Consider the following 20,417-nt stretch of genomic DNA (forward strand, 5'->3'; position numbering starts at 1 on the left):
GGATCTCGACGAGGAGAGACCATGGACGCAGCACGACGGCCGCACCGGCGGCCCGGGAGGACGGCGGCGCTCGCCGCGCTGGCGGTGAGCGCGACGATCGGCGGGTCGGCGCTCGCGCTGCCCGCGACCGCCGCGGAGCAGGGCACGGTCGAGACGGGGCGGGTCGCGGACTCCGCGGCCGGGCCGATCGACTACACGGTCTACCTGCCGCCCGGCTACGACGACGCCGCGCAGGAGTACCCGACGCTCTACCTGCTGCACGGCCGCGGCGACACGCAGGCCGCGTGGCAGCAGGTCACGGGCGACCTCGACGAGCTGATCGGGGCGGGCGAGATCCAGCCGATGGTCGTCGTCATGCCCGACGCGCCGTGGAACGACCGCGGCTCCTGGTACACGGACTCGCTCTACATCGGGGACGCGACGGGCGCCGGGGCCGGCACCGCCGTCGAGACGGCGTTCACGCGCGACCTCGTCGCGCACGTCGACGCGACGTACCGCACCGTCGAGGACCGCGAGGCGCGCGCCGTCGGCGGCTACTCCATGGGCGGCGCGGGCGCGCTGCGGTTCACGCTCGCCCACCAGGACACGTTCTCCGCGGGCATCGTGCTGAGCCCCGCCGTCTACGTGCCGCAGCCGCCGGCCGACTCCTCGGCCCGCGACCACGGCGGCTACGGCGTCGGGACCGCGCCGTTCGACGCCGACCGGTACACGGAGCTGTCCTACCCGACGGCGCTCGCGGCGCTCGACCCGGCGCTCCCGGTGCACCTGTTCGTCGCCGTCGGCGACGACGAGTGGGCCAACCCCGACCCCGCCGAGGCCACGCACGACATCGACTTCGAGTCCGCGCGCCTCTACAACCAGGCGCGCCGCGTCCCGGGCGTGACGGCCGAGCTGCGCGTGCTCGACGGCGGCCACGACTGGGACGTCTGGCGGCCCGCGTTCCGCGAGGGGGTCGTCGACGTCTCGGCGCGCCTGCGCACCACGCCCGCCGCGCCGTGGGACGCCGAGCTCCTCGGCTCCGCGGGCGACGACCGCGCGGGCGGGGTCGCGGCCCTGCCCGACGGCGGCACCGCCGTCGCGCTCAACCTCGCCGGCCCGTGGGACGGGTACGAGCCCGCGGGCGGGCTCGACACGGTCGTCGTGCGGCGCGACGCCGACGGCGCCGAGGTCTGGCGGCACGCGGTCGCGACGGCCGCGGACGACCGCGCGTACGGCGTCGTGCCGGGCGCCGACGGCGGCGTGCTCGTCGCCGGGTACACGAAGGGCGACCTCGACGGCGCCCACGCGGGCACGACGCGCGACGACGGGTTCGTCGCGGCCGTCACTTCCGACGGCGAGCGCGCCTGGACGCTGCAGACCGGCGACCCCGGCGCGGCCGACCGCTTCTACGCCGTCGCGCCCGACGGCGCGGGCGGCGCCTACGTCGCCGGGTACACGAGCGGTGCCGTGGGCGACGCGCCGAGCGCCGGGGACAAGGACGCGCTGGTCGGGCGGGTCTCCGCGGCGGGCGAGCTGCTGTGGTTGCACCAGGTGGGCGGGCCCGGCGAGGACAAGGCGCTCGCGGTCGCGGCCTCGCCCGACGGCGCGGTGTACGTGGGCGGGGTGTCGGGCGGCGGGATGCCCGGGGCCGAGCGTGCGGGCGCGAACGACGGCTGGGTCGCGCGCTACGGTGCGGACGGCGAGCAGGAGTGGCTGCGCGCCGTCGCGACGGGCGAGAACGACCAGGTCAACGGCCTCGTGGCGCGCTCGGACGGGTCGGTCGTCGCCGTCGGGCACACGCGCGGGGCGCTCGGCGAGGGCGGCAACCTCGGGGACAACGACGTCGTCGTGCGCGCCCTCGACACCGCGGGCGAGGTCCTGTGGACGACGCAGGTCGGGACGTCGACCGACGACCGCGGCGTGACGGGCGTGCTCGGCGCCGACGACGCGGTGCTCGTGGTCGGCACGACGTACGGCGCGCTGGGCACGGCCGTCGGCGGGGTCGACGTCGTGACGTTCCCCGTCGCGGCCGACGGCACCCCGGGCGAGGCGACGCAGACCGGGTCGCGCGAGCGCGACGGCGCCGACGAGTGGGACGACGCGAACCTGTTCGCGGCCCCCGCACCCGCCGCGGACGGCCGCGACGGCGCCGCGCTGCTCACCGGGCTCACGTACGGCGCGCCCGCGGGCGCGACGAACGCGGGCGCCGCCGACGTGTTCGTGGCCCGGACGCCGTGGGACGCCGTCGTGCCCGACGCCGGGGCCACCGGCCCGGCGCTCGACGTCACCGCCGAGGCGCGGTGCCTGGCCGGGAAGGCCTACGTCGCCGTGCGCGCGACGAGCACCGGCGACGCGCCCGTCGACGTCACGCTCGCGACGCCGTACGGCACGCACGTCGTCCCGGACGTCGCCCCGGGCGCGTCGGCCTACCGGTCGTTCGCCGTCCGCGCCACGACCGTCCCCGCGGGCGAGGCGACCGCGACGGTGGACGGCCGCGCCGTCGTCGTCCCGTACGCCGCCCTCACCTGCCCCTGACCCCGACCCTTACGCTGCCGCCGCCCCCCGCACGCAGCCGAGCACGGGGTCGGCGACCGTTTCTTCGGGATTTCGGTCGTTGACCCCGTGCTCGGCGGGCGGTGGTGTCGGGGAGGCGCGGTCAGCAGGTGAGGTGGTCGCCCGTGGTCGTGCCGACGATCTCGACGTAGTGCCGGAAGAGGCGGACGCGGTTGTTCATCTGGCGGGGGTTGCCGCCCTCGCACTCGAGCGGGCCGTTGATCGAGCGGATGGTCTCGGCGAAGCCGTGCTCGCCGACGATCGCGTCGTGGCACGTCATCGAGGCCGTGCCGGGCTGGGTGTTCCAGTACCAGAGCGCCGTCTGCCACGCGACGGTCGGGTCCTGCTCGACGAGCCACGGGTCGGCGAGGAGGTCGATCCCCAGAGCCTCCCCGGCCGCCCGGTAGTTGAAGTTCCAGCTCAGCTGGAGCGGGCCGCGGCCGTAGTAGGCGTCCTGCCCGGCGGGGCACCCGTACGGCTGCGCGGGGTCGCAGTAGTGCGGGTAGTTCGCGGTGTTGACCTCGACGACGTGCTCCAGCCCGTGCGTCTCGTGGCTCACCTGCGCGAGGAACGCCGCGGCCTCGCGCCGGGCCACACGGTCGCCGCCCGACGTCGCGAACGCGGGGTACGCGACCGTCGCCGCGACGAGCCCGGCGTACGTGTAGAACGGGTTCCGCTCCGGGAACATCGCGTCGAACTGCTGCTCGGTCACCACGAACGTCGTCGGTGCGGTGGTGGTCGTCGGGTCGGTCACGGGGTCCCCCTTCGTCGGCGGCGGCCGCGACGCCGCGACCGCGCCCACCCTACGGGATTCGTGAGGACACCTGCGTAACCGGTGAACCAGCCCCTCGATCAAGCCACCGGGTCGCCCACCGAGACCCCCACGACGCTGCCGAGCACGGGGTCGGCGACCGGATGGGTGCGGATCCGGTCGCCGTCCCCGTGCTCGACGGGTGGGGGTCAGGGGATGTCAGCGGCAGGTCGTCTCCGGGTAGGCGGCGGTCGTCTCCGTCTGCACGGCCCGCCCGTCGACGTCCTTCGTCGCGACGAGCGTGATCTCGCCCGCGTCGAGCGTCTTGGCCTTCACGGCGAGCGTCTTCTCGGCCGACTCCCCGGCGGGGACCGCCGAGAAGGTGTGCTCGCCCGCGGGGGTCTGCACGGACACGTCGATCGGCACCGTGTCCTCGTTCGTCACGGACGCCGTCAGCCAGAGCTGCTTGCCCGCTGCCTTGCACGACGGCGTCGCGGTGCCGGAGAAGCGGACCGTCGTCGAGCCCGGCTCGGCGCCGACCGTGGCCGCCGTCGCGGACTGGTCGAACGACGCGTTGCCGAAGGTCGTGAACCAGCCCTGGGCGGTCGCGAAGTCGTCGGTGAAGGCCCGCGACAGGAGCAGCAGGAGCCGCGCCTTGACGGCCGTGAGGTCGCCGCCGGCGATGATGCCGTTGCCGCCCCCGTACGACGACCCCGACCCGGTGCGCGTCGTCGAGACGAACCAGACGCCCTTGTCGCGGACGGCGGCGGTGCGGGCCTGGCTCATCGCGGACGAGATGCCCCCCGCACCCGTCCCCGCGGTGACGATGCCCTGGACGCCCGCGTTCGCGAACGCCGTCACGGCCTCGCCGCCGGCCTGCTGGTAGGACATGAGGATCTCGACGCGCGGGAGCGTCTTCGCGTCGACCTTCGCGAGGTCGAACGGCGTGAACCACTCCTCGGTGTCGCACGCGAGCACGCGCGCCGGGGCGCGGCCGAGCGTGACGTTGTCGCCGTCGATCCAGCCGAGCACGCCGTACTCGCGCGTCTGGAACGTGTCGGTGCGGTACGAGTTCGACTTCGTGACCTCGCGGGCCGCCTGGATCTCGTCGTTGAGCATCAGCACCGTGCCGAAGCAGAACGTCTGCTGGGACGCGGCGACCTTGATCGCGTTGTAGAGGTTCGCGGGCGCGTCCGTGCCGAACACGAGGCTCGAGTCCGGCCCGGCGCCCGACCCCCACGGGCGCATCGAGCCGGACGTGACGACGGGCTTGCGCGACCGCACGGTGAGGTCGAGCCAGTACGCGAACTCCTCCTGCGTGTCCGTGCCGGTCGTGACGACGACGGCGTCCGCCGTCTCGAGCTGCTTCTCCACCTCGAGCGTGAGCGCGTGGAACTGCTCCATCGAGTAGCCGGACGAGCCGGCGTTGCCGAACTGGACGGCGGTGACGTCGGCGACCGCGTCGAGCTCGGGCCGCAGCGTGTTCAGCATGTCCTCCATGCGGTACGTGCCGGCGCGGTAGCTCGTGAACGTGTCGCGGCCGGTCGCCTTGCCGGCCATCGTGCCGCCGGTCGCGACGACGACGACCTTCGGCTTCTCCGCCGCGGCGGTCGCCGTCGCGGTCGCGTACTGCGCGGACGTGATGCCGAGCGGGTTGGCCGGTGCGGTACCGGCCGCGAGCACCGGTGCCGCGGCACCCTCGGCGCGCGCGGCGGCGGCCGACGCCCGGGAGTCGGCGACGGTGTACGCGACCGTCGCGGCGAGGGCGGCGCACGCGAGCACGAGCGCGACGACGGCCGCGACGGCGCGGCCGGACAGGGTCAGGGTGAACGTTCTCAACAGGGGGCCTTCCGTCGGGGGGAACATCTGGCCCGCCCGACGCTAGGGACCGCGTGTTGCCTGGGGATTGCCTGGGCGTAAGAAGTACGGACGTGCCGGTTGCCGCCGGAGCGGTTGACCCGCGCTCCCCACGGGTCCAGCCTGGCGGGAGGGCCGGCGTCGGTCCGGCCCGGTCAGGAGCGGTCATGGACGATCGCGACGCCGCCCTCCTACGGGCGCACGAGCACGCCGCCGCGTGGCTCGACTCCCTCGCGACGCGCCCGGTCCCGCCCCGGGCGGGCGTCGCCGACGTCGTCGCCGCGCTCGGCACGGACCTGCCGGACGGTCCCAGCCCGGCGGCCGACGTCGTCGACCTGCTCGCCACGGCGTGCGGGCCGGGCCTCACCGCGATGCCGTCGGGCCGCTTCTACGGCATGGTCATCGGCGGCAGCCACCCGGCGGCGCTCGCGGCCGACTGGCTCACGAGCGCGTGGGACCAGAACTCCGCGCTGCGCACGGTCACCCCGGCCCACACGGCCGTCGAGGACGTGACGAGCGCGTGGCTGCTCGAGCTGCTGGGCCTGCCCGCGTCGGGCGCGGTCGGGTTCGTCACCGGCGCCACGACCGCGAACTTCACGGCGCTCGCCGCCGCGCGCGGCGAGGTGCTGCGCCGCGCGGGGTGGGACGTGCGGCGCGACGGCCTCACGGGTGCGCCGCGCGTGCGCGTGCTCGTCGGTGCCGAGCGGCACGAGTCGGTCGACCTCGCGCTGTCGTACCTCGGGCTCGGGGCGCCCGAGGTCGTCGCCGCGGACGACCAGGGCCGGGTCTCGGTCGCCGCGCTCGAGGAGGCGCTGGCCGACCCGGCCTCTCCCTCGGACGACCGGGGCTCTACCTCGCGGGACCAGAGCTCTACCTCGCGGGACCTGGCCTCTACCTCGGGGGACCGTGGCTCTACGTCGGCGCCCACGATCGTGGTGCTGCAGGCGGGCAACGTGCACTCCGGGGCGTTCGACCCGTTCGGCCCGGCGGTCGACGTCGCGCACCGGCACGGCGCGTGGGTGCACGTCGACGGCGCGTTCGGGCTCTTCGCCGCCGCGTCGCCGACGTACCGCCACCTCGTCGCGGGGTACGAGGGCGCCGACTCGTGGGCGACCGACGCGCACAAGACGCTCAACGTCCCGTACGACTGCGGGCTCGCGATCGTCGCGGACCCGGCGCCGCTGCGCGCCGCGATGGGCATGCACGGCGACTACCTCATCCAGAGCGAGGCGGGCGACCCGCTCGACAAGGTGCCCGAGCTCTCGCGGCGCGGTCGCGCGTTCCCCGTCTGGGCGGTGCTGCGGGCGCTCGGCCGCTCGGGCGTCGCCGACCTCGTGGACGGGTTCTGCCGCCACGCGGCGACGTTCGCCGACGCGGTGCGCGCGCTCGACGGCGAGGTGCTGCACGACGTCGTGTTCACCCAGGTGTGCGCGGCGTTCGGCGACGACGCGCGGACGCAGGACGTCGTGCGGCGCGTGCTCGACGACGGGACCGCGTGGATGTCCGGCTCGCGCTGGCACGACCGCGCCGTGCTCCGCGTCTCCGTGAGCTCCTGGGCGACGACGGACGCCGACGTCGCGGTGAGCGTCGACGCGCTCGGCCGGGCGGTCGCCGCGACCCGCGCCTGACGACCGACCCCGGGCGCCGAGGCGACGCCCGGGGTCGGCGGTGCGTCAGCGCCCGCCGTGCCGGCCGAGGTCGATGCGCACGAGGTGCCCGTCGGGCGGCGTCGTCTCGTCCGCCGGGAGGGCGTTCGTCGTCGCGAGCAGGCCCTTGCCGTCCCACTCGAGGCCCGCGGGGAGCGGGACCTCGACGAGGGTGCTCGGCCCGCGCTTGCCGACCTGCGAGACCTTCCCGCCGAACAGCTCGGCGACGTAGACCGTGCCGTCGCCGGACACGGCGAGGTTGGTCGCTCCGAGGAACCCGGTGGCGAGCCGGCGCACCGCGCCGCGCCAGGGATCGACCGTGTACACCGCGCCGCGCGCCCCGAGGCTCGCGTCCTCGGGCCCGCCGGGGAGCGTCGTCACGTAGAGCACGCCGCGCGGGCCCACCTCGACGTCCGTCGGGACGGGCTCGAACCAGTACGTCTGCCCGACGACGCACGCGGGCCACCCGAGGCCCGCCGCCGCCTCGGCGGTGACGACCGCGGGCTGCGCGGGCAGCACGGCCACCGTCCGGACCCGGCCGCGGTCGCTCACCGACAGGATCGCGTTGGCGCCCGCGTCGGCGACGTACGTGGTCCCGCGGGACGACGTCGTGGCGTACGGGTGGGAGTCCGCGATCCCCGTGTACCGGGGCGGGACGGGCGACGCGGGGACCTGGGCGACGCACGCCGGGTCGGTGTCGCGCAGGCCGTAGGTCACGCCGCCGTCGGGGTTGTTCGCCTGCTCGTACGCGAACGTGTCCGCGAGCACGACGGGCGCGCCCGTCGGGTTGCCCCGCCGGTCGGTCCGCAGCGTCGACACCTCCGACGCGACCGGACCCTCCTCGCCGAGCTGCGTCTCGGTGAAGGTGATCCGACGGCCGTCGTAGGAGACGCCGCCCACCTCGCCGCCGTCGGGCGACGCGTAGAGGACGGTCGGGGTGCCGTCGCGGCCGACGGCCGTGAGCAGCCCGGGGAAGTTCTGGGTGACGTAGGTGGTGCCGCGCGGCCCGACCGCGAGGCTGAGCGGCGTGACGAGGCCGGTCGCGACGTCGGTCACGGTCGGCGGGCGCGGCGAGGGCTTGCCGCCGTGCGCGACGGCGGGCCCCGCGACGAGCACGAGGGCGGCGGTCGCGGCGGCGACGGCGGCGGGCAGGGCGGTGCGGAGTCTTCTCATGGGTGCTCCTGGTCCGGCGGTCCCGCGGGGGCGAGGGGAGCCGGCGCGCGCTGCTGTCGGCGCGGGCGTCGCCCCGGGGACGAGGGTGAGGTGGTCGTCGGGCCGGACGACGTGGCGCGCCGGGGGCGTGCCGTGCGACCGGCGAGGCGCCGGCCGGGAGTCTGCTGTGCGTCGGCGGTGAGCACAGACCTCCGAGTGTGCACCCGCGGGCGGCGCCGGTCCACCATCGTCGCCCCGGGCGACGAGCACCCGGGGCGACGTCGGGGCCGGTGGGTCAGCCGCGGACGGCCAGGTCCACCCAGACGAGCCGGTGGTCGCTGCTCGGGAACGGGAAGACGCCGGTGAGCCGCGAGAGCGGGTCGGCCTGGACGGGCCAGAACACGCCCGCGTCGCGGACCCGCAGGTCGCGCGACGGCAGCACGTAGTCCGCGCGGAGGTTCCCGGGCGCGGTGTCGGCGAAGTCGGCGGTGTCGAGCGCGGGGTCGCCCCGGTGGGTCGCGTTCGCCCCGCCCTGGAGCGTCGCGGCCTCGACCGCGCCGGCGGACCGGGGCGCCGGGTCCTGGACCCGCCGGTGGTCGAGGAGCTGGTCGATCGCGGCGTCCACGGAGTCGCCGTCGAGCGGGTCGGCGTTCTGGTCGCCCAGGACGACGAAGCTCGCGCCCGGGCGCAGCCCGCCGCGCCGGCCCGCGTCGTCGTACACGTAGCGTGACGCCGTGCCGGGCGTCACGTAGTCCGCCCAGAACCGGATCTCGTCGTGGTTGCGGCGGCCGTTGCGGTCCTCGGGGCCGTCGAACGTGGGCGGGGTCGGGTGGGACGCGAGCACGTGGACGGTCTGCCGCCCCACGCGGACCGGGACGTCCCAGTGCGACTTGCTCGACAGCCGCACGACGTCGAGCTCCTCGGGCGTGAACCAGTCGGCGGGCGCGGGCGTCGCGGGGTCGTCCGGGAGGAGCGCTCCCGGCATGTCCTTCCACAGGAAGTGCTGGAACGTGCGGACGCCGCGCGTGTCGATCGGGTACCGCGACAGCACGACCATGCCGTACTGCCCCTCGAACGCGCCGAAGCCGAACGCGTCGTCGCCTCCGCCGACCACGCCGTCGCCGTTGAGGTCGAACCCGCTCGGCACGCCGGTGTTCGACGGCGCGACGTACGCGTAGCGGTACTCGATCGGCTCGGCGCCGCCCTGGGGGACCTCGAGGTAGTTCTCGCGGAACAGATCGACGGCGCGCTCGCCCGGCACGTAGTCGAACTCGTTGAGCAGCACGACGTCGGGCCGCGTGCGCTGGAGCACCTCGGCGATCGTCGCGGCCTGCGGGTCGTCGGGGGTCGAGAGGTCGGCCTCGAGCTCGCCCGCGGCGGCGCGGTTGAGGCTCGCGTTGTACGTCGCGACGCGGAGCGTCCCGCGGTCGTGGCCGTGGCGGTCGCCGTGCGCGGCGGCGGGGGCGGCGACGGCGCCCGCGCCCGCGACGGCGAGGGCCGCGGCGGCCGCGAGGGCGGGGAGGAGCGCGGTGCGCGGTCGGGTGCGGCGCGCGCTCGGGCTGGACGGTCTCGTGGACACGGTGGCTCCTCGTCGTCGGGGACGGTGGTCGTCGAGAGGTTCCCCGCCACCGTACGCACGGGTGCCCACGCCCGGAAGGTCGGGAAGGTGTCGCGCGGGCGAACACCCGGCGCCGGGCCGGGGTGACGATGTGGGTGCCCGGTGGGACCGTGAGACATGGACACCTCGCCGTCCCGACCCGTCCGCACCTACCCGCACGGCGTGCCCTGCTGGGTGGACACCGAGCAGCCCGACGTCGACGCCGCCCTCGCGTTCTACGGCGCCCTCTTCGGGTGGGAGTTCGAGGACCGGCTCCCGCCCGGCGCGGGGGAGCGGTACGTCGTCGCCTCGCTCGGCGGGCAGGACGTCGCGGCCGTCGCGACGGGCCGCGGCGAGCCCGGGTGGATCACGTACGTCGCGGTCGACGACGTGGACGCCTCCGCGCGCGGCGTCCCGGACCTCGGGGGCGAGGTCCTCGACGGCCCGACGACGGTCGGCCCGCCGGGGCGCATGGCGACCGTGCGCGACCCCCAGGGCGCGACGTTCCGGCTGTGGGAGCCCGGCGCGCGGCTCGGCGCGCAGCGCGTCAACGAGCCGGGCACGTGGAACTTCAGCGTGCTGCGCACGCCCGACGTCGCGCGGGCCCTGCACTTCTACGGCCCGCTGCTCGGCTGGGAGGTGAGCCCGGACCTCGGAGCGGGCATGGCGCGCGTCGAGGGCTACGGCGACCACCTCGCGCGGACCGTCAACCCGGAGATCGACGCGAACCAGGCGGGCGCGCCGCCCGGCTTCCGGGACGTCGTGGCGGGCGTCCTGGAGGAGCCCGGACCCGCACGCCACACCGTGACGTTCGCCGTCGCGGACCGGGACGCCGCGGCTTCGGCGGCCGAGCGCGCCGGTGCGGTGGTGCTGTCGTCGGTCGACACGGGGTGGACGCGCGAGGCGGAGGTCCGCGACCCGCAGGGCGCGGTGCTCACGCTCTCGCAGTTCACGCCTCCCGAGGGTTTCTGACGGGACGGCGACCGCCGGGCCGCGGCGGGTGCGGCATCATGACGCCGTGAACGTCGTCACGCGCAGCCCGCACGCCCAGGTCGTCGACCGTCTCCGCGCCGCGGACCTCGAGTACGGGCGCGTCGGCCCGACGGACGACCGCGGCTGGACCTTCGCCGAGGTCGACACCGAGGACGGCACGGCGACCGACGCGGCGGACGTCCCCGCGTCGGTCGCCGAGTCGCTCGCGCGGGTCGACGCGCTCGTGCCGGCGCCGTGGGTCGTGCAGCTCGACGCGGGCTCGGACCTCCTGCCCGAGGGCGTGAGCGCGATCCTCGCCGCCCGCCCGGACGCCGTCGCGCCGCCGGTCGTCGTCACGTGGGCCCCCGCACAGCCCGGCTCGAGCACCGACCACACGATGCGCCTCGACGGCGACCCGGGCGCCGTGCTCGCGGCCGTCGGCGCGCTCGTCGGGCTGCGCGACGCGACGACGGCCGCGGACCGGCTGCGCGCGCTCGAGCACCCCGACGACCTCCTCGAGGCGTTCGCGGCGGTCGCGGACCTGCCCGCGACGGACTCGGCGGCGCCCGACGCCGTCGTGCAGCTCGTCCGCGCCGACGCTGCGTTCGTCCGCGCCGCCGTGCGCCGGGCGGGCACGGCGTGGGTGCGCGCCACCGACGAGCGCACCGTCGTCTGGAGCGCCGCACGCCCCGAGGTGCCGAGGTTCGGCGCGGCGGACGAGGCGGAGCAGGAGGCGTTCCGGTCGGCCCTCTCGGGCGAGTTCCGTGCACGGTCCACGATCGAGCGCGGCCTGCGGGCCGGGGAGGTCGTCGTGAGCCTGGAACGGACCGGCGGCGGCGTCGCCTGGACGCTCAGCACGCCGGGGCGCCCGTGGGTCTTCGGAAGCTGGAACGACACCTGGACGGACCTCTCGACGTCCGGCCCCGAGGGCGCGTACGAGGCCTTGGCCGAGGCGTTCGGCGCGCCGCGCGACCCGGGCCGGCTGCGCGCGCTGCTCGCCGCGTCGACCTGGCCGGGCGACCCCGTCGCCGAGCTCGCCTACCTCCTCGGGCTGCCCGCCGCGCTCGTCGAGGCCGTCGAGGACCCGGCGCGGTTCCGGCACGGCGCCGAGCGCGTCCAGCCCCTCGGCCCGACGACGCCGCTCACCGCGACCGAGAAGGCGGCCCTCGTCGCCCGCGCGCCCCGGCGGGGCGCGGGGAGCGCGACGTGGGACGTCGTCCTGCTGGTGCTGGGCCTCGCGCTGCTCGGCCTCGGGGCGGCGATCCTCGCGACGGACGGCGCCGTCGTCGGGTCGGACGGACCGCCCGGGTGGGACGTCGTCCCGTGGGTCGCGGGCGGCGCCCTCGTCCTCACCGGCTGGGCGCGGGCCGGGTCCGCCCGCGGGGAGCGGCGGCGCTTCCTCGCCGACGCGTGAGCGCCCGTCCCCGGTCGGCTCCGACCGGGGACGGGCGACCTACGGGGCCGCTGCGCGCAGCGGCCCGGTCGATGTCAGGCGCCCCGTCAGGCCGCCCGGTCAGCGGCCGTCGAGGTGGTCGACCTCCTCGAGCAGACGCTCGCGCGTGGCCGTGTCGCGCACGAACTTCTCCACGACCTTCCGCACCGACGCCCACCGCCCGGCCTCGACGGCGTCGAGCGCCTTCGTCAGCTGGCCGGGCGGGAGGTCGAGCGCCGCGAGGCGCGAACGCAGCCCCTCCGGCGTGACGGTCACGACGACGGTCGTCTCCGCGGTCGCCTCGCCGCCCGCGCCCCGCGCGGTCGCGGCCACCGTGTGCTCGCCGAGCGCGAGGTCCGCGGCCGGGACGACCGCCCCGTTGTCCACGGGCTCGCCGTCGAGCGTCACGACCACCTCGTCCGCGTCCGTCGTGCTCGCCGCGACGACGAGCGTGCCGCCCCGCTCGACCTCGGTGCCCTCCGCGGGGCTGACGATCGTGACCGTCGGCGCGCCGGGAGCGGGCGCCTCCTGCTCGCGCGCCTGCTTCCACCCGACGAACGCCCCCGCGCGGTCGGTGATGATGCCGTCGACCCCGATCTCGGTGAGGCGCGCCCAGTCGGCGGCGGAGTTCACCGTGTACGGCATGACGGCGACGCCCGCCGCGTTGAGGTCGGCGACGACGCCCGGACGCGCGAGCAGCGCGCTCGCTGACGGGTTGTACATGACCGCCCCGAGGTCCTGCGCCACGGTGACGGGGTCGGCGTCGAGCGCGCCGCGGAGCAGCCCGCGCGGGATCTGCGGGGCGTGCTCGCGCGCGGCGCGCAGCGCGTCGACGTCGAACGACTGGAGCACCACGCGGTCCTCGAGCCCGGCCTCGACGACCATGTCGACGACGCGCTCGACCTCCGCGGACGTCTCGGGCCCCTTGATCTCCAGGAGCAGGGTCGACGACCCGGTCTCGAGCAGGTCGAGCAGCTGCGCGAACGACGGCAGCCGCTGCCCGGTGAACGCGGGCGAGAACCAGGACCCGGCGTCGAGCGCGGTGACCTGCTCGCCCGCCAGGACGGCGACGTCGCCCGTGCCGTCGGTCGTGCGGTCGACCGTCTGGTCGTGCAGCACGACGGGGACGCCGTCGGCCGTGGTGTGCACGTCGACCTCGACGTACTCCGCCCCCGTGCGCATCCCGGCTGCGACGGCGGCGAGCGTGTTCTCGGGAGCCACCGACGAGTAGCCGCGGTGCGCGACGGTGACGGGCAGCTCGCCGTCGCCGCCGACGTACGACGCGGGCTCGATCTCCGTGACGGTCACGTCGTCGACGCTCACGGTCGCCCCGGCGGTGACGAAGCCGAGCGCGCCGTCGCGCGACCGGTCGATCCGCCCCTCCAGCACGGTCCGACCGTCGAGCGCGTACGTGACGGCCGCGCCCTGCACCTCGACGGACAGGTGCACGTCGCGCCCGGTCGCGGCGTCGGCCGACGCGGAGCCGGTGTACGGGACGTTCCACGCGTCCGCGGCGGTGCGCTGGGCGATCTCGACGCCGTTGGACGCGGTCGTCGTGCTGCGCAGCACGGCCTGCCACCACGGGGTCGTGCCGTCGGGGGCGACGTCGAGGATCGCGCCCGCCCAGCGGGACGCGTTGTCGACGCTCTCGAACCGGAGCGTCGCGTCGAGCCGGTAGTTCTCGGCGGAGCGGCCGAACACGATCCGCGCGGGCGACGAGCCGTCGGGCGCGTCGCCGACGAGGCGGCCGTCGCGCACCTGCCAGTCGCCGAGCACGGGCGTCCAGCCCTCGGGGAGGCCGTCGCCGTCGAACGACTCGGCGAGCAGCACGTCGCCGGGTGCGGCGGCGGCCGGGGCCGCGAACGGCACGGTCGCGGTCGTGGCCGTGGCGGCGACGAGGGTCGTCGCGAGCAGGGTCCCCGCCAGTGCGGCGGCGGTGCCGCGCACGGCGCGGCGTCGGGTGGTCGTCATCGGGTCCTCCGAGCGTCGGGTCGGTTGCCCCGGCGACCCTAGGAACGCGGCGTTGCGCTCCGGTGGACGCCGGGCGACGCCCCGGGGACGGTCAGGTGTCGGGACGCCGCCGCCCCCTCGGCATCCCCCCGAGCCTCACTCGGGCTGCTCCGTCGCGCCCGTCAGGAGCCGTGCGACGTCGGACCCCGCGGCGAGCAGCGCGACGGTGCGGCGAGCGATCGCGTCGAGCCGGGCGTCGAGGGCCGCGAGGGTCGGGGCGACGTCGTCGAGCCGGCGCAGCGCCGCGATCGTCTCGCGAACCGCCGGGACCGGGTACCCGGCCGACCGCAGCGCCGCGGTGATCCGCGCCTCCCGGACGGCGGCGGGCGGGTAGGCGCGCGCACCGTGGGTCCCGGCGCGCGTCGCGACGCGCTCGGGGGCGACGAGCCCTTCGCGCTCCCAGTGGCGCAACGTCGAGGCCCGCACGCCGAGCGCCGCGGCGAGCCCGGTGATGGTGAGGACGTCGTCCTCGTCGCCGGCCGCGCCCGCGTGCACGTTCGCGGACGGGCCGCCCTCGTCGGGTCCGGTCTCGCCGGTGGGCCCGCCCCCGCGCGGATCGCGAGCAGCGCGCGGCGGGCGACGAGCGCCTCGTCCCGCTCGCGCGCGAGCGTCACGTGCAGCGCCCCCACGCGCGCTGCGGCGTCGGGCAGGGGGAGCGTGCGGACCTCGCGCAGCACCGCGCGCGCGACGACCGGGCCGACCGCCGTCGCCAGCCCCCGGTACGCGCGCAGCGCCAGCACGTGCTCGTCGCCGAACGTGCGGTAGCCGTTCGGCGACCGGCCCGTGGGCGGCAGCACGCCGAGCGCCTCGAGGTCGCGCACCTGCTGGACGGACCAGCCGGTCGCGCGCGCGACGTCGGACGTGCGCAGCACCCGGGGCGCGCCGGGACCGCCGCCCGACCCCCGCGCTCGTGCACCCACGTCGCCCAACCCTCCGGAAGCACGTCAACCTCACACTGGAACCATGAGTATGGAGCAGATCCTCACCACGGTCCGGTCGCTCGACGGCGCCCTCGTGCTCTCCCCGGGGCCGGGCAGCGCGTTCCCCGCGCTCGCGTGGGGCGACCACTTCTTCTACCACGCCCCCGACGGCGTCGTCCCGCCCGGGCAGCCGTACGGCACGGTCGTCACGAAGGACTACCCCGACGACACCGCGTCGCGCCTGGGTGCGGAGGGGCGCTGGAGGGTCAACGTGCACGTCGGGCGCGACCGGTTCCGGACGCTCCTCGGCACCGACCCGCGCGACGGCGAGGCGTCGGAGGTGGCGGAGACCGACGTCGTCGTGCCGCACCCGGTCTACGGCGCGCTCGGCTGGGTGGCGGTCGTGGTGCCGGGCGAGCGCACGACCGCGCTCGTCCTCGACCTGCTGCGCGCGGCCCACGACGACGCCCGCGCCCGCACCGCCCGCCGCACCACCCGATAGCGAGCCCGCCCTCGACCACGGGGTTGATCCCCGCCGAGCACGGGGTTGGCGGCGTGTTCCGCCGGAGAACGACCACAACCTCGTGTTCGGCGGAGGTCTCTCCGCCGGGGGGTCGGGGGAGGGGTCAGGCGGGGAGCGGGGTGCTCGCGCGAGCAGGGGCGGGGCGGGCGGCGACGTGGCCGTGGCCGGCGACGTCGACCCCGGCCGCGAGGAGGCGGGGGACGCCGTCGGTCACCTCGACGGTCGAGACGGACGCGTTGGGCAGCGCGACGAGGCCGGAGGGCGAGAGCGTCGCGAGCCACGCGCCGAGCGTCAGGCCGTGCCCGACGACGAGCACGTGCCGGTCCCGCGTCGCGCCCGGGCGGGACGCGTCGTCGTGCGCGGCGACGACGCGCGTGAACACCGCGCGCACGCGCGCCATGAAGTCCCGGCCCGGCTCCCCGCCGCCGACGCCCGGGTGGGTGCCCGCGAGCATGCGCGGCACGAGCTCGGCCCACGGCTCGACGGCGTCGAGCTGCGACTCCGGCCGTCGCTCGTAGGAGCCGAACGACAGCTCGCGCAGGTCGGGGTCGACCGCGAGCGGGAGGTCGGGGTGGTGCCGCAGGATCTCCATCGCCGTGAGGACCGCGCGGCCCTGCGGCGAGGAGTACGCGGCCGCGAAGTCGTGCCGCGCGAGGTGCTGCGCCGTGACGCGCACGCCCGCACGTCCCGTGCGGGTGAGGGGGGAGTCGCACGCCCCCTGCAGGTGGCGTCGTGCGTTGAGGTAGGTCTGCCCGTGGCGTACGAGCGTGATCGTCAGGGTCATCGTCGCTGTGCCCTCTCCGGTGCGTCCCGGTCTGCCGGTCACTGTCGACGCTAGGGGGCCCGGGTGTCGGCACGACGACCGCTGGGTGACGCCGGGGTGGCGGGTGCCGGAACGCCGTCCCTCAGGAGCGCGCGGTGACCTCGTCGCGGTGCCGGGCGTCGTCGGGCCCGGGAGCGTCATCGGCGTCGCGCGGACCCGCCTGCTCGCCGTCGGGTGCCTCCGCCTGCTCGGCGCCGCGGGCCTCCGGCTGCTCGGGCGCGCGCTCCTCGGGCTGCTCGGGAGCGACGGGTGCGGGCCACGGCTCGTCGGCGACGGCCGACCCCGCGTGCGGTCGCGCGCCCGCGTGCCGGTGCACGACCACCGCGAGGGGCGCCACGAGCACCCCGCACACCATCCCCCAGGAGAGGCCCGCCTCGAGCACGGGGAGGGTGCGGCCGGCGTCGGGCAGCACGCCGCCCGCGGCGAGCGTGGAGGCGACGACGGGCACCGCCGCGGCGAGGGCCGCACCTCCGGCGCACGCGAGCCACACCCCGAGCAGCAGCGCCGCGCGGCCCTCGACCGGCGGCAGGCGTCGCGCGGCGAGCGCCGTGAGCAGGCCGACCGCGAGCCCGACGCCGACGGGCAGCAGCAGGTGCACGGGGTCGGCGAGGAGCGCCGCGCGGTCGACGGCGATCCGGGCGGAGGGCAGCAGCACGACGTCGCGCGCCACGCCCCACGGCGACTGCGGGTCCGCGGCGCCGGGGAGCGTCGTGCGCCCGACGCCCGCGGCCGCCCACAGCACGCCCGTCGCCGTGCCCGCGGCGAGCGCGGCGGGCCACGCGCGCACGCGCGTCGGCGTCCGGGTGTGCCGGGTGCCGGCCGGGTCGTCGTGGCGGTCGGTGAGGGCGCGCGCGACGGCGACCGTCACGGCCACGAGCGGGCCGTTGACGAACCCCCACCAGCCGCCGAGCGCGGTCGCCACGAACCGGGTGACGGTGTCCGCGCGCCAGGCGAGCGTGACGCCCGCGAACCAGGCCGCCGTCCCGGCGAGCGCGGACGCGAGCACGGCCGCGCCCCACACGGCGAGGAACGCGGCCCAGCGACCCTCGCCCGCGGGCAGGCGCCGCAGCACGAGGTGCGTGCCGAGGGCGACGAGCCCGCCCGCGAGGGCGGCCGTGAGCACCGTGCTGCCCGACACCTCCTGACCGCCCGTGACGACGCCGGTCGGGTGGGGCAGGAGCGTCCGGACGAGCCCGGCGGGCAGGGCGTGCGCCGCCCCGGCGAGCCAGTCCGCGACCCGCCCGGTGACGACCCAGAGCACCGCGGTGAGCGTCCCCGCGGCGACGACGGCGGGCACGGTCCTCGATGACGGCATCCTGCGAGGGTAGCGGCAACGCGGGGCCCCGCGGACCGCTCAGTTCCGGCGACGGGCGCCGTCTCTACGCACGGGACCTGCCGCGCCGCGCGGCGGGACGACGACACGGAGGACGCCATGAGCGAGACCACGACCCGCACCACGAGCCACACCCTGGACGTGCCGGGAGCCGTCCTGGCCTACGACGTCCGGACCCCCGCGGCGCCGGGCGACCTGCCGCCGCTCGTCGTCATGGGCTCGCCCATGGCGGCGTCGGGGTTCGGGCAGCTCGTGGACCTGATCGACGACCGGGTGGTCGTCACGTACGACCCGCGCGGCACGGAGCGCAGCACGCTCGCCGCCGACGGCGAGGTGTCGGTCGAGCGGCACGCGGACGACCTGCACGAGGTCGTGGCCGCCCTCGGGCTCGGGCCGGTGGACGTGTTCGGGTCGAGCGGGGGCGGCGTCGTCGGGCTCTCGTGGATCGAGCGGCACCCGGGCGAGGTGCGGACGTTCGTCGCGCACGAGCCGCCGATCACGCCGCTCCTGGAGGACGCCGCGACCGCGACGGCGGTGCAGGCGGACATCGTGGAGACGTACCGCCGCGAGGGCTTCGGGCCCGCGATGGCGAAGTTCGTCGCGCTCGTCAGCCACGTCGGGCCGCTGCCCGCGGACTACCTCGACCGCCCGGCGCCCGACCCGGCGATGTTCGGCTTCCCGACGGAGGACAACGGGTCGCGCGACGACCTGCTCCTCGGCCTCAACCTGGCCACCATGCCGTCGTGGGCGCCCGACGGCGACGCCCTGCGCGCGGCGACGACGCGCATCGTCCCGGCCGTGAGCGCCGCGGGCGAGGGCACGCTCGCGTGGCGCGGCGGCGCGGCCCTCGCCGCCCTCCTGGGCGTCGAGCCGGTGACGTTCCCGGGCGACCACGGCGGCTTCATGGTCAACGAGTGGTCGCCCGCGAACGACCCGGCCGCGTTCGCGACGACCCTGCGCGAGGCGCTCGCGGGCTGACGACGCGACCCAGACACGCCCCCGGGTCTCAGTGGAGGGCGGCGAGGGCGAGGCAGCCCAGGCCGAGGACGACGTCGAAGTACAGGCACGCCTCCGCCATCGGCCGGGGGACGACCTCGCCGCGCCGGTGGTGGACGACGTCCCACGCGGCGTGGCCGGCCAGGGTCAGCCCTGCCAGGACGAGACCGATGCCCGGGTCGACGGCGAGCGCCACCACAGCGACGGACCCGTAGCCGAGAAGTGCGGCAGCCTGGGGGAGCGTCGGTCGTGCCGCGCCGCGCGCGACGCCGATCCCGAGCAGCACGAGCGCGCTGAGCCCGATGCCGGCCCACCAGGGGATGCCCGCCACCTCGCTCGCGACCACGACGAGCGAGGCGCCGAGGATGCTCACCCAGGCGACCCAGGGGCGTCCGAGCGCTGCTGCGGCCACGTAGCAGAGCGCGGCCGCGCTCACGCCGATCGCCAGGGTGGTGCGGTCGGCCACGCCGATCGCGAGCAGCAGGACGGCGACGCCGAGGCCGAGCGCGGCGGGCCAGCGGGCCACGACGGCCCGGGCGGCGCTCGTCCCGCTGCTCGTCCCCGTGCTCGTCCCGGTGCTCGTCTGGGTGCTCGTCCCCCGCGCGGTTCCGGAGCGCGGTCCGGTGGTCTGCCGGGCGGTGCGTGGAGTGCTCATGACGTCCTCGTCTCTCGTGGCGGTCGCGGTCGGGCGACCGCGCTCTCCTGGGAGGAACAGTCTCACCCTGGGCCGCGGTACTCCCCGGGGGTATCGTGGACGGTGTCCGGATCTGTGGACCGGACGTCGGGAACCCGGGGGTGACGGCTCATGGCGGAGCGGTTGGTGGCGGTCGTCGGCTACGCCGGCGCGGAGCTCCTGGACATCGCGTGCGTGACCTCGACGCTCGTCCTCGCGAACCGTGTGGGCGCTGCACCGCCCTACCGGGTGGTGCTGCTGACCCCGGGCGGGCGACCCGTCGCGTGCGACTCGGGCCTCACGCTCGCGAGCCACGGCTCCCTCCAGCGGTGGGTCGAGCCGGTCGACACGGTCGTCGTGACCGGAGGGCTCGGCCACGAGGAGGCCGGTGCCGACCCGCTCGTCGTCGCGCACGTGCGCCGGGTGGCCGCCCTGAGCCGCAGGGTCGCGTCGGTCTGCACGGGCGCGACCGTCCTCGCGGCGACGGGTCTCCTCGACGGGCGTCGTGCCACCACGCACTGGCGCTACGCCGACCGGCTCGCGCAGGAGTACCCCGCCGTCCGCGTCGACCCGGCGCCCATCTACGTGCGCGACGACAACGTCTACACGTCGGCGGGCGTGACGAGCGCGCTCGACCTCACGCTCGCGCTGGTCGAGGAGGACAACGGTCCGGAGCTCGCCCGCAGGGTGGCCCGCGCGCTCGTGACGTACCTCCAGCGTCCGGGGAACCAGGCCCAGATGAGCGTCTTCACGGCGGCCCCTCAGGTGCGGGACGCATGCGTCCGGGCCGTGGTCGACCTCGTCGCCGCGCGGCTCGACGGAGACCTCTCGCTCCCCGCCCTCGCCGCCCACGCCGGCGTGAGCCAGCGCCAGCTCACGCGCCTGTTCGTCCGGCACCTCGGCCGCACGCCGGCGCGGTACGTCCGGCGAGCCCGGACCGAGGCGGCGGCCCATCTGCTCGCGTCGACCGACCGCCCGGTCACCACCGTCGCCCGCGAGTGCGGGCTGAGGTCCGCGGAGGCGCTGCGGCAGGCGTTCGCCGCGGAGTACGGCCTCGCGCCCTCGCAGTACCGGGCCGCGCACCGGCGTGCCGGGCGCCTCGCCTCGCCTGGCGGGACCGGTCCGGGTGCCGCCGGGTTCCGCGGCGCGCGCGGCGAGCAGGAGCGGCTGCCGACGTAGCGGACCTCCGCGTACGGCCCA

The 20,417-nt window shown here is 76.8% G+C and carries 16 protein-coding genes and 1 pseudogene; 7 read left to right on the forward strand and 10 right to left on the reverse strand.

Going from position 1 to position 20,417, the window contains the following annotated elements:
- Positions 1-21: 21 nt before the first annotated feature.
- Positions 22-2,514: an alpha/beta hydrolase-fold protein gene (locus tag B8281_RS05330; RefSeq protein WP_157446568.1), complete on the forward strand. Its 2,493-nt coding sequence runs from the start codon at positions 22-24 to the stop codon at positions 2,512-2,514.
- Between the two features lie 121 nt (positions 2,515-2,635).
- Here the strand turns inward: B8281_RS05330 and B8281_RS05335 are convergent, their stop codons facing one another.
- Both B8281_RS05335 and B8281_RS05340 read right to left on the reverse strand, forming a co-directional pair.
- Positions 2,636-3,286: a chitinase gene (locus B8281_RS05335; RefSeq protein WP_232322685.1), complete on the reverse strand. Its 651-nt coding sequence runs from the start codon at positions 3,284-3,286 to the stop codon at positions 2,636-2,638.
- 216 nt (positions 3,287-3,502) lie between these two features.
- Entirely contained in the window at positions 3,503-5,122 is a 1,620-nt protein-coding gene (locus B8281_RS05340) for an asparaginase (RefSeq protein WP_232322686.1), read from the reverse strand.
- Between the two features lie 185 nt (positions 5,123-5,307).
- Here B8281_RS05340 and B8281_RS05345 point away from each other — a divergent pair, with 185 nt between their 5' ends.
- Positions 5,308-6,768, forward strand: a complete 1,461-nt coding sequence (locus tag B8281_RS05345; RefSeq protein ID WP_085387137.1) for a pyridoxal-dependent decarboxylase — start codon at positions 5,308-5,310, stop codon at positions 6,766-6,768.
- A 45-nt stretch (positions 6,769-6,813) separates the two neighbouring features.
- On the opposite strand, the gene B8281_RS05350 is transcribed toward B8281_RS05345, so the two are convergent.
- Together B8281_RS05350 and B8281_RS05355 are read right to left on the reverse strand one after the other, a co-directional pair.
- Complete coding sequence (locus tag B8281_RS05350; RefSeq protein ID WP_085387138.1) at positions 6,814-7,959, reverse strand: ScyD/ScyE family protein; 1,146 nt, start codon at positions 7,957-7,959, stop codon at positions 6,814-6,816.
- Between the two features lie 274 nt (positions 7,960-8,233).
- Entirely contained in the window at positions 8,234-9,517 is a 1,284-nt protein-coding gene (locus B8281_RS05355) for an endonuclease/exonuclease/phosphatase family protein (protein ID WP_085387139.1), read from the reverse strand.
- A 156-nt stretch (positions 9,518-9,673) separates the two neighbouring features.
- Here B8281_RS05355 and B8281_RS05360 point away from each other — a divergent pair, with 156 nt between their 5' ends.
- Positions 9,674-10,507 carry a VOC family protein gene (locus tag B8281_RS05360; RefSeq protein ID WP_085387140.1) on the forward strand — a complete coding sequence of 278 codons (834 nt, stop codon included), beginning with the start codon at positions 9,674-9,676 and terminating at the stop codon, positions 10,505-10,507.
- A 46-nt stretch (positions 10,508-10,553) separates the two neighbouring features.
- Entirely contained in the window at positions 10,554-11,921 is a 1,368-nt protein-coding gene (locus tag B8281_RS05365; RefSeq protein ID WP_085387141.1) for a hypothetical protein, read from the forward strand.
- Positions 11,922-12,020: 99 nt separating this feature from the next.
- On the opposite strand, the gene B8281_RS05370 is transcribed toward B8281_RS05365, so the two are convergent.
- From B8281_RS05370 to B8281_RS20085, 3 genes and pseudogenes are all read right to left on the reverse strand, one after another.
- Positions 12,021-13,910, reverse strand: coding sequence for a glycerophosphodiester phosphodiesterase family protein (locus B8281_RS05370; protein WP_085387142.1), 1,890 nt, complete (start codon positions 13,908-13,910; stop codon positions 12,021-12,023).
- A gap of 135 nt (positions 13,911-14,045) precedes the next feature.
- Positions 14,046-14,444: a MerR family transcriptional regulator gene (locus B8281_RS19740; RefSeq protein ID WP_232322687.1), complete on the reverse strand. Its 399-nt coding sequence runs from the start codon at positions 14,442-14,444 to the stop codon at positions 14,046-14,048.
- Between the two features lie 275 nt (positions 14,445-14,719).
- Positions 14,720-14,869: pseudogene (locus tag B8281_RS20085) on the reverse strand (hypothetical protein); the annotation flags it as partial.
- Positions 14,870-14,912: 43 nt separating this feature from the next.
- Between B8281_RS20085 and B8281_RS05380 the strand changes: the two are divergent.
- Complete coding sequence (locus B8281_RS05380) at positions 14,913-15,371, forward strand: DUF6194 family protein (RefSeq protein WP_198163156.1); 459 nt, start codon at positions 14,913-14,915, stop codon at positions 15,369-15,371.
- Positions 15,372-15,495: 124 nt separating this feature from the next.
- On the opposite strand, the gene B8281_RS05385 is transcribed toward B8281_RS05380, so the two are convergent.
- Positions 15,496-16,176, reverse strand: a complete 681-nt coding sequence (locus B8281_RS05385; protein WP_085387144.1) for a histidine phosphatase family protein — start codon at positions 16,174-16,176, stop codon at positions 15,496-15,498.
- A 121-nt stretch (positions 16,177-16,297) separates the two neighbouring features.
- Positions 16,298-17,530: a hypothetical protein gene (locus B8281_RS05390; protein WP_157446569.1), complete on the reverse strand. Its 1,233-nt coding sequence runs from the start codon at positions 17,528-17,530 to the stop codon at positions 16,298-16,300.
- A 117-nt stretch (positions 17,531-17,647) separates the two neighbouring features.
- Here B8281_RS05390 and B8281_RS05395 point away from each other — a divergent pair, with 117 nt between their 5' ends.
- On the forward strand, positions 17,648-18,526 hold the full coding sequence (locus B8281_RS05395) for an alpha/beta fold hydrolase (protein ID WP_085387146.1): 879 nt from the start codon (positions 17,648-17,650) through the stop codon (positions 18,524-18,526).
- Positions 18,527-18,554: 28 nt separating this feature from the next.
- On the opposite strand, the gene B8281_RS05400 is transcribed toward B8281_RS05395, so the two are convergent.
- Positions 18,555-19,199, reverse strand: coding sequence for a hypothetical protein (locus B8281_RS05400; protein WP_085387147.1), 645 nt, complete (start codon positions 19,197-19,199; stop codon positions 18,555-18,557).
- Between the two features lie 150 nt (positions 19,200-19,349).
- On the opposite strand from B8281_RS05400, the gene B8281_RS05405 reads away from it, so the two are divergent.
- On the forward strand, positions 19,350-20,396 hold the full coding sequence (locus B8281_RS05405) for a GlxA family transcriptional regulator (protein WP_085387148.1): 1,047 nt from the start codon (positions 19,350-19,352) through the stop codon (positions 20,394-20,396).
- Positions 20,397-20,417 lie beyond the last annotated feature (21 nt).

Source organism: Cellulosimicrobium sp. TH-20, from assembly GCF_002105775.1.
GTDB lineage: Bacteria > Actinomycetota > Actinomycetes > Actinomycetales > Cellulomonadaceae > Cellulosimicrobium > Cellulosimicrobium funkei.

Excerpts from the sequence above, each read along its gene's own strand:
- B8281_RS05330 (WP_157446568.1), top strand. The coding sequence starts at position 22 with ATGGACGCAGCACGACGGCCGCACCGGCGGCCCGGGAGGACGGCGGCG.
- B8281_RS05345 (WP_085387137.1), top strand. The coding sequence starts at position 5,308 with ATGGACGATCGCGACGCCGCCCTCCTACGGGCGCACGAGCACGCCGCC.
- B8281_RS05350 (WP_085387138.1), bottom strand. The coding sequence starts at position 7,959 with ATGAGAAGACTCCGCACCGCCCTGCCCGCCGCCGTCGCCGCCGCGACC.
- B8281_RS05360 (WP_085387140.1), top strand. The coding sequence starts at position 9,674 with ATGGACACCTCGCCGTCCCGACCCGTCCGCACCTACCCGCACGGCGTG.
- B8281_RS05370 (WP_085387142.1), bottom strand. The coding sequence starts at position 13,910 with ATGACGACCACCCGACGCCGCGCCGTGCGCGGCACCGCCGCCGCACTG.
- B8281_RS05380 (WP_198163156.1), top strand. The coding sequence starts at position 14,913 with ATGAGTATGGAGCAGATCCTCACCACGGTCCGGTCGCTCGACGGCGCC.
- B8281_RS05385 (WP_085387144.1), bottom strand. The coding sequence starts at position 16,176 with ATGACCCTGACGATCACGCTCGTACGCCACGGGCAGACCTACCTCAAC.
- B8281_RS05390 (WP_157446569.1), bottom strand. The coding sequence starts at position 17,530 with ATGCCGTCATCGAGGACCGTGCCCGCCGTCGTCGCCGCGGGGACGCTC.
- B8281_RS05395 (WP_085387146.1), top strand. The coding sequence starts at position 17,648 with ATGAGCGAGACCACGACCCGCACCACGAGCCACACCCTGGACGTGCCG.
- B8281_RS05400 (WP_085387147.1), bottom strand. The coding sequence starts at position 19,199 with ATGAGCACTCCACGCACCGCCCGGCAGACCACCGGACCGCGCTCCGGA.
- B8281_RS05405 (WP_085387148.1), top strand. The coding sequence starts at position 19,350 with ATGGCGGAGCGGTTGGTGGCGGTCGTCGGCTACGCCGGCGCGGAGCTC.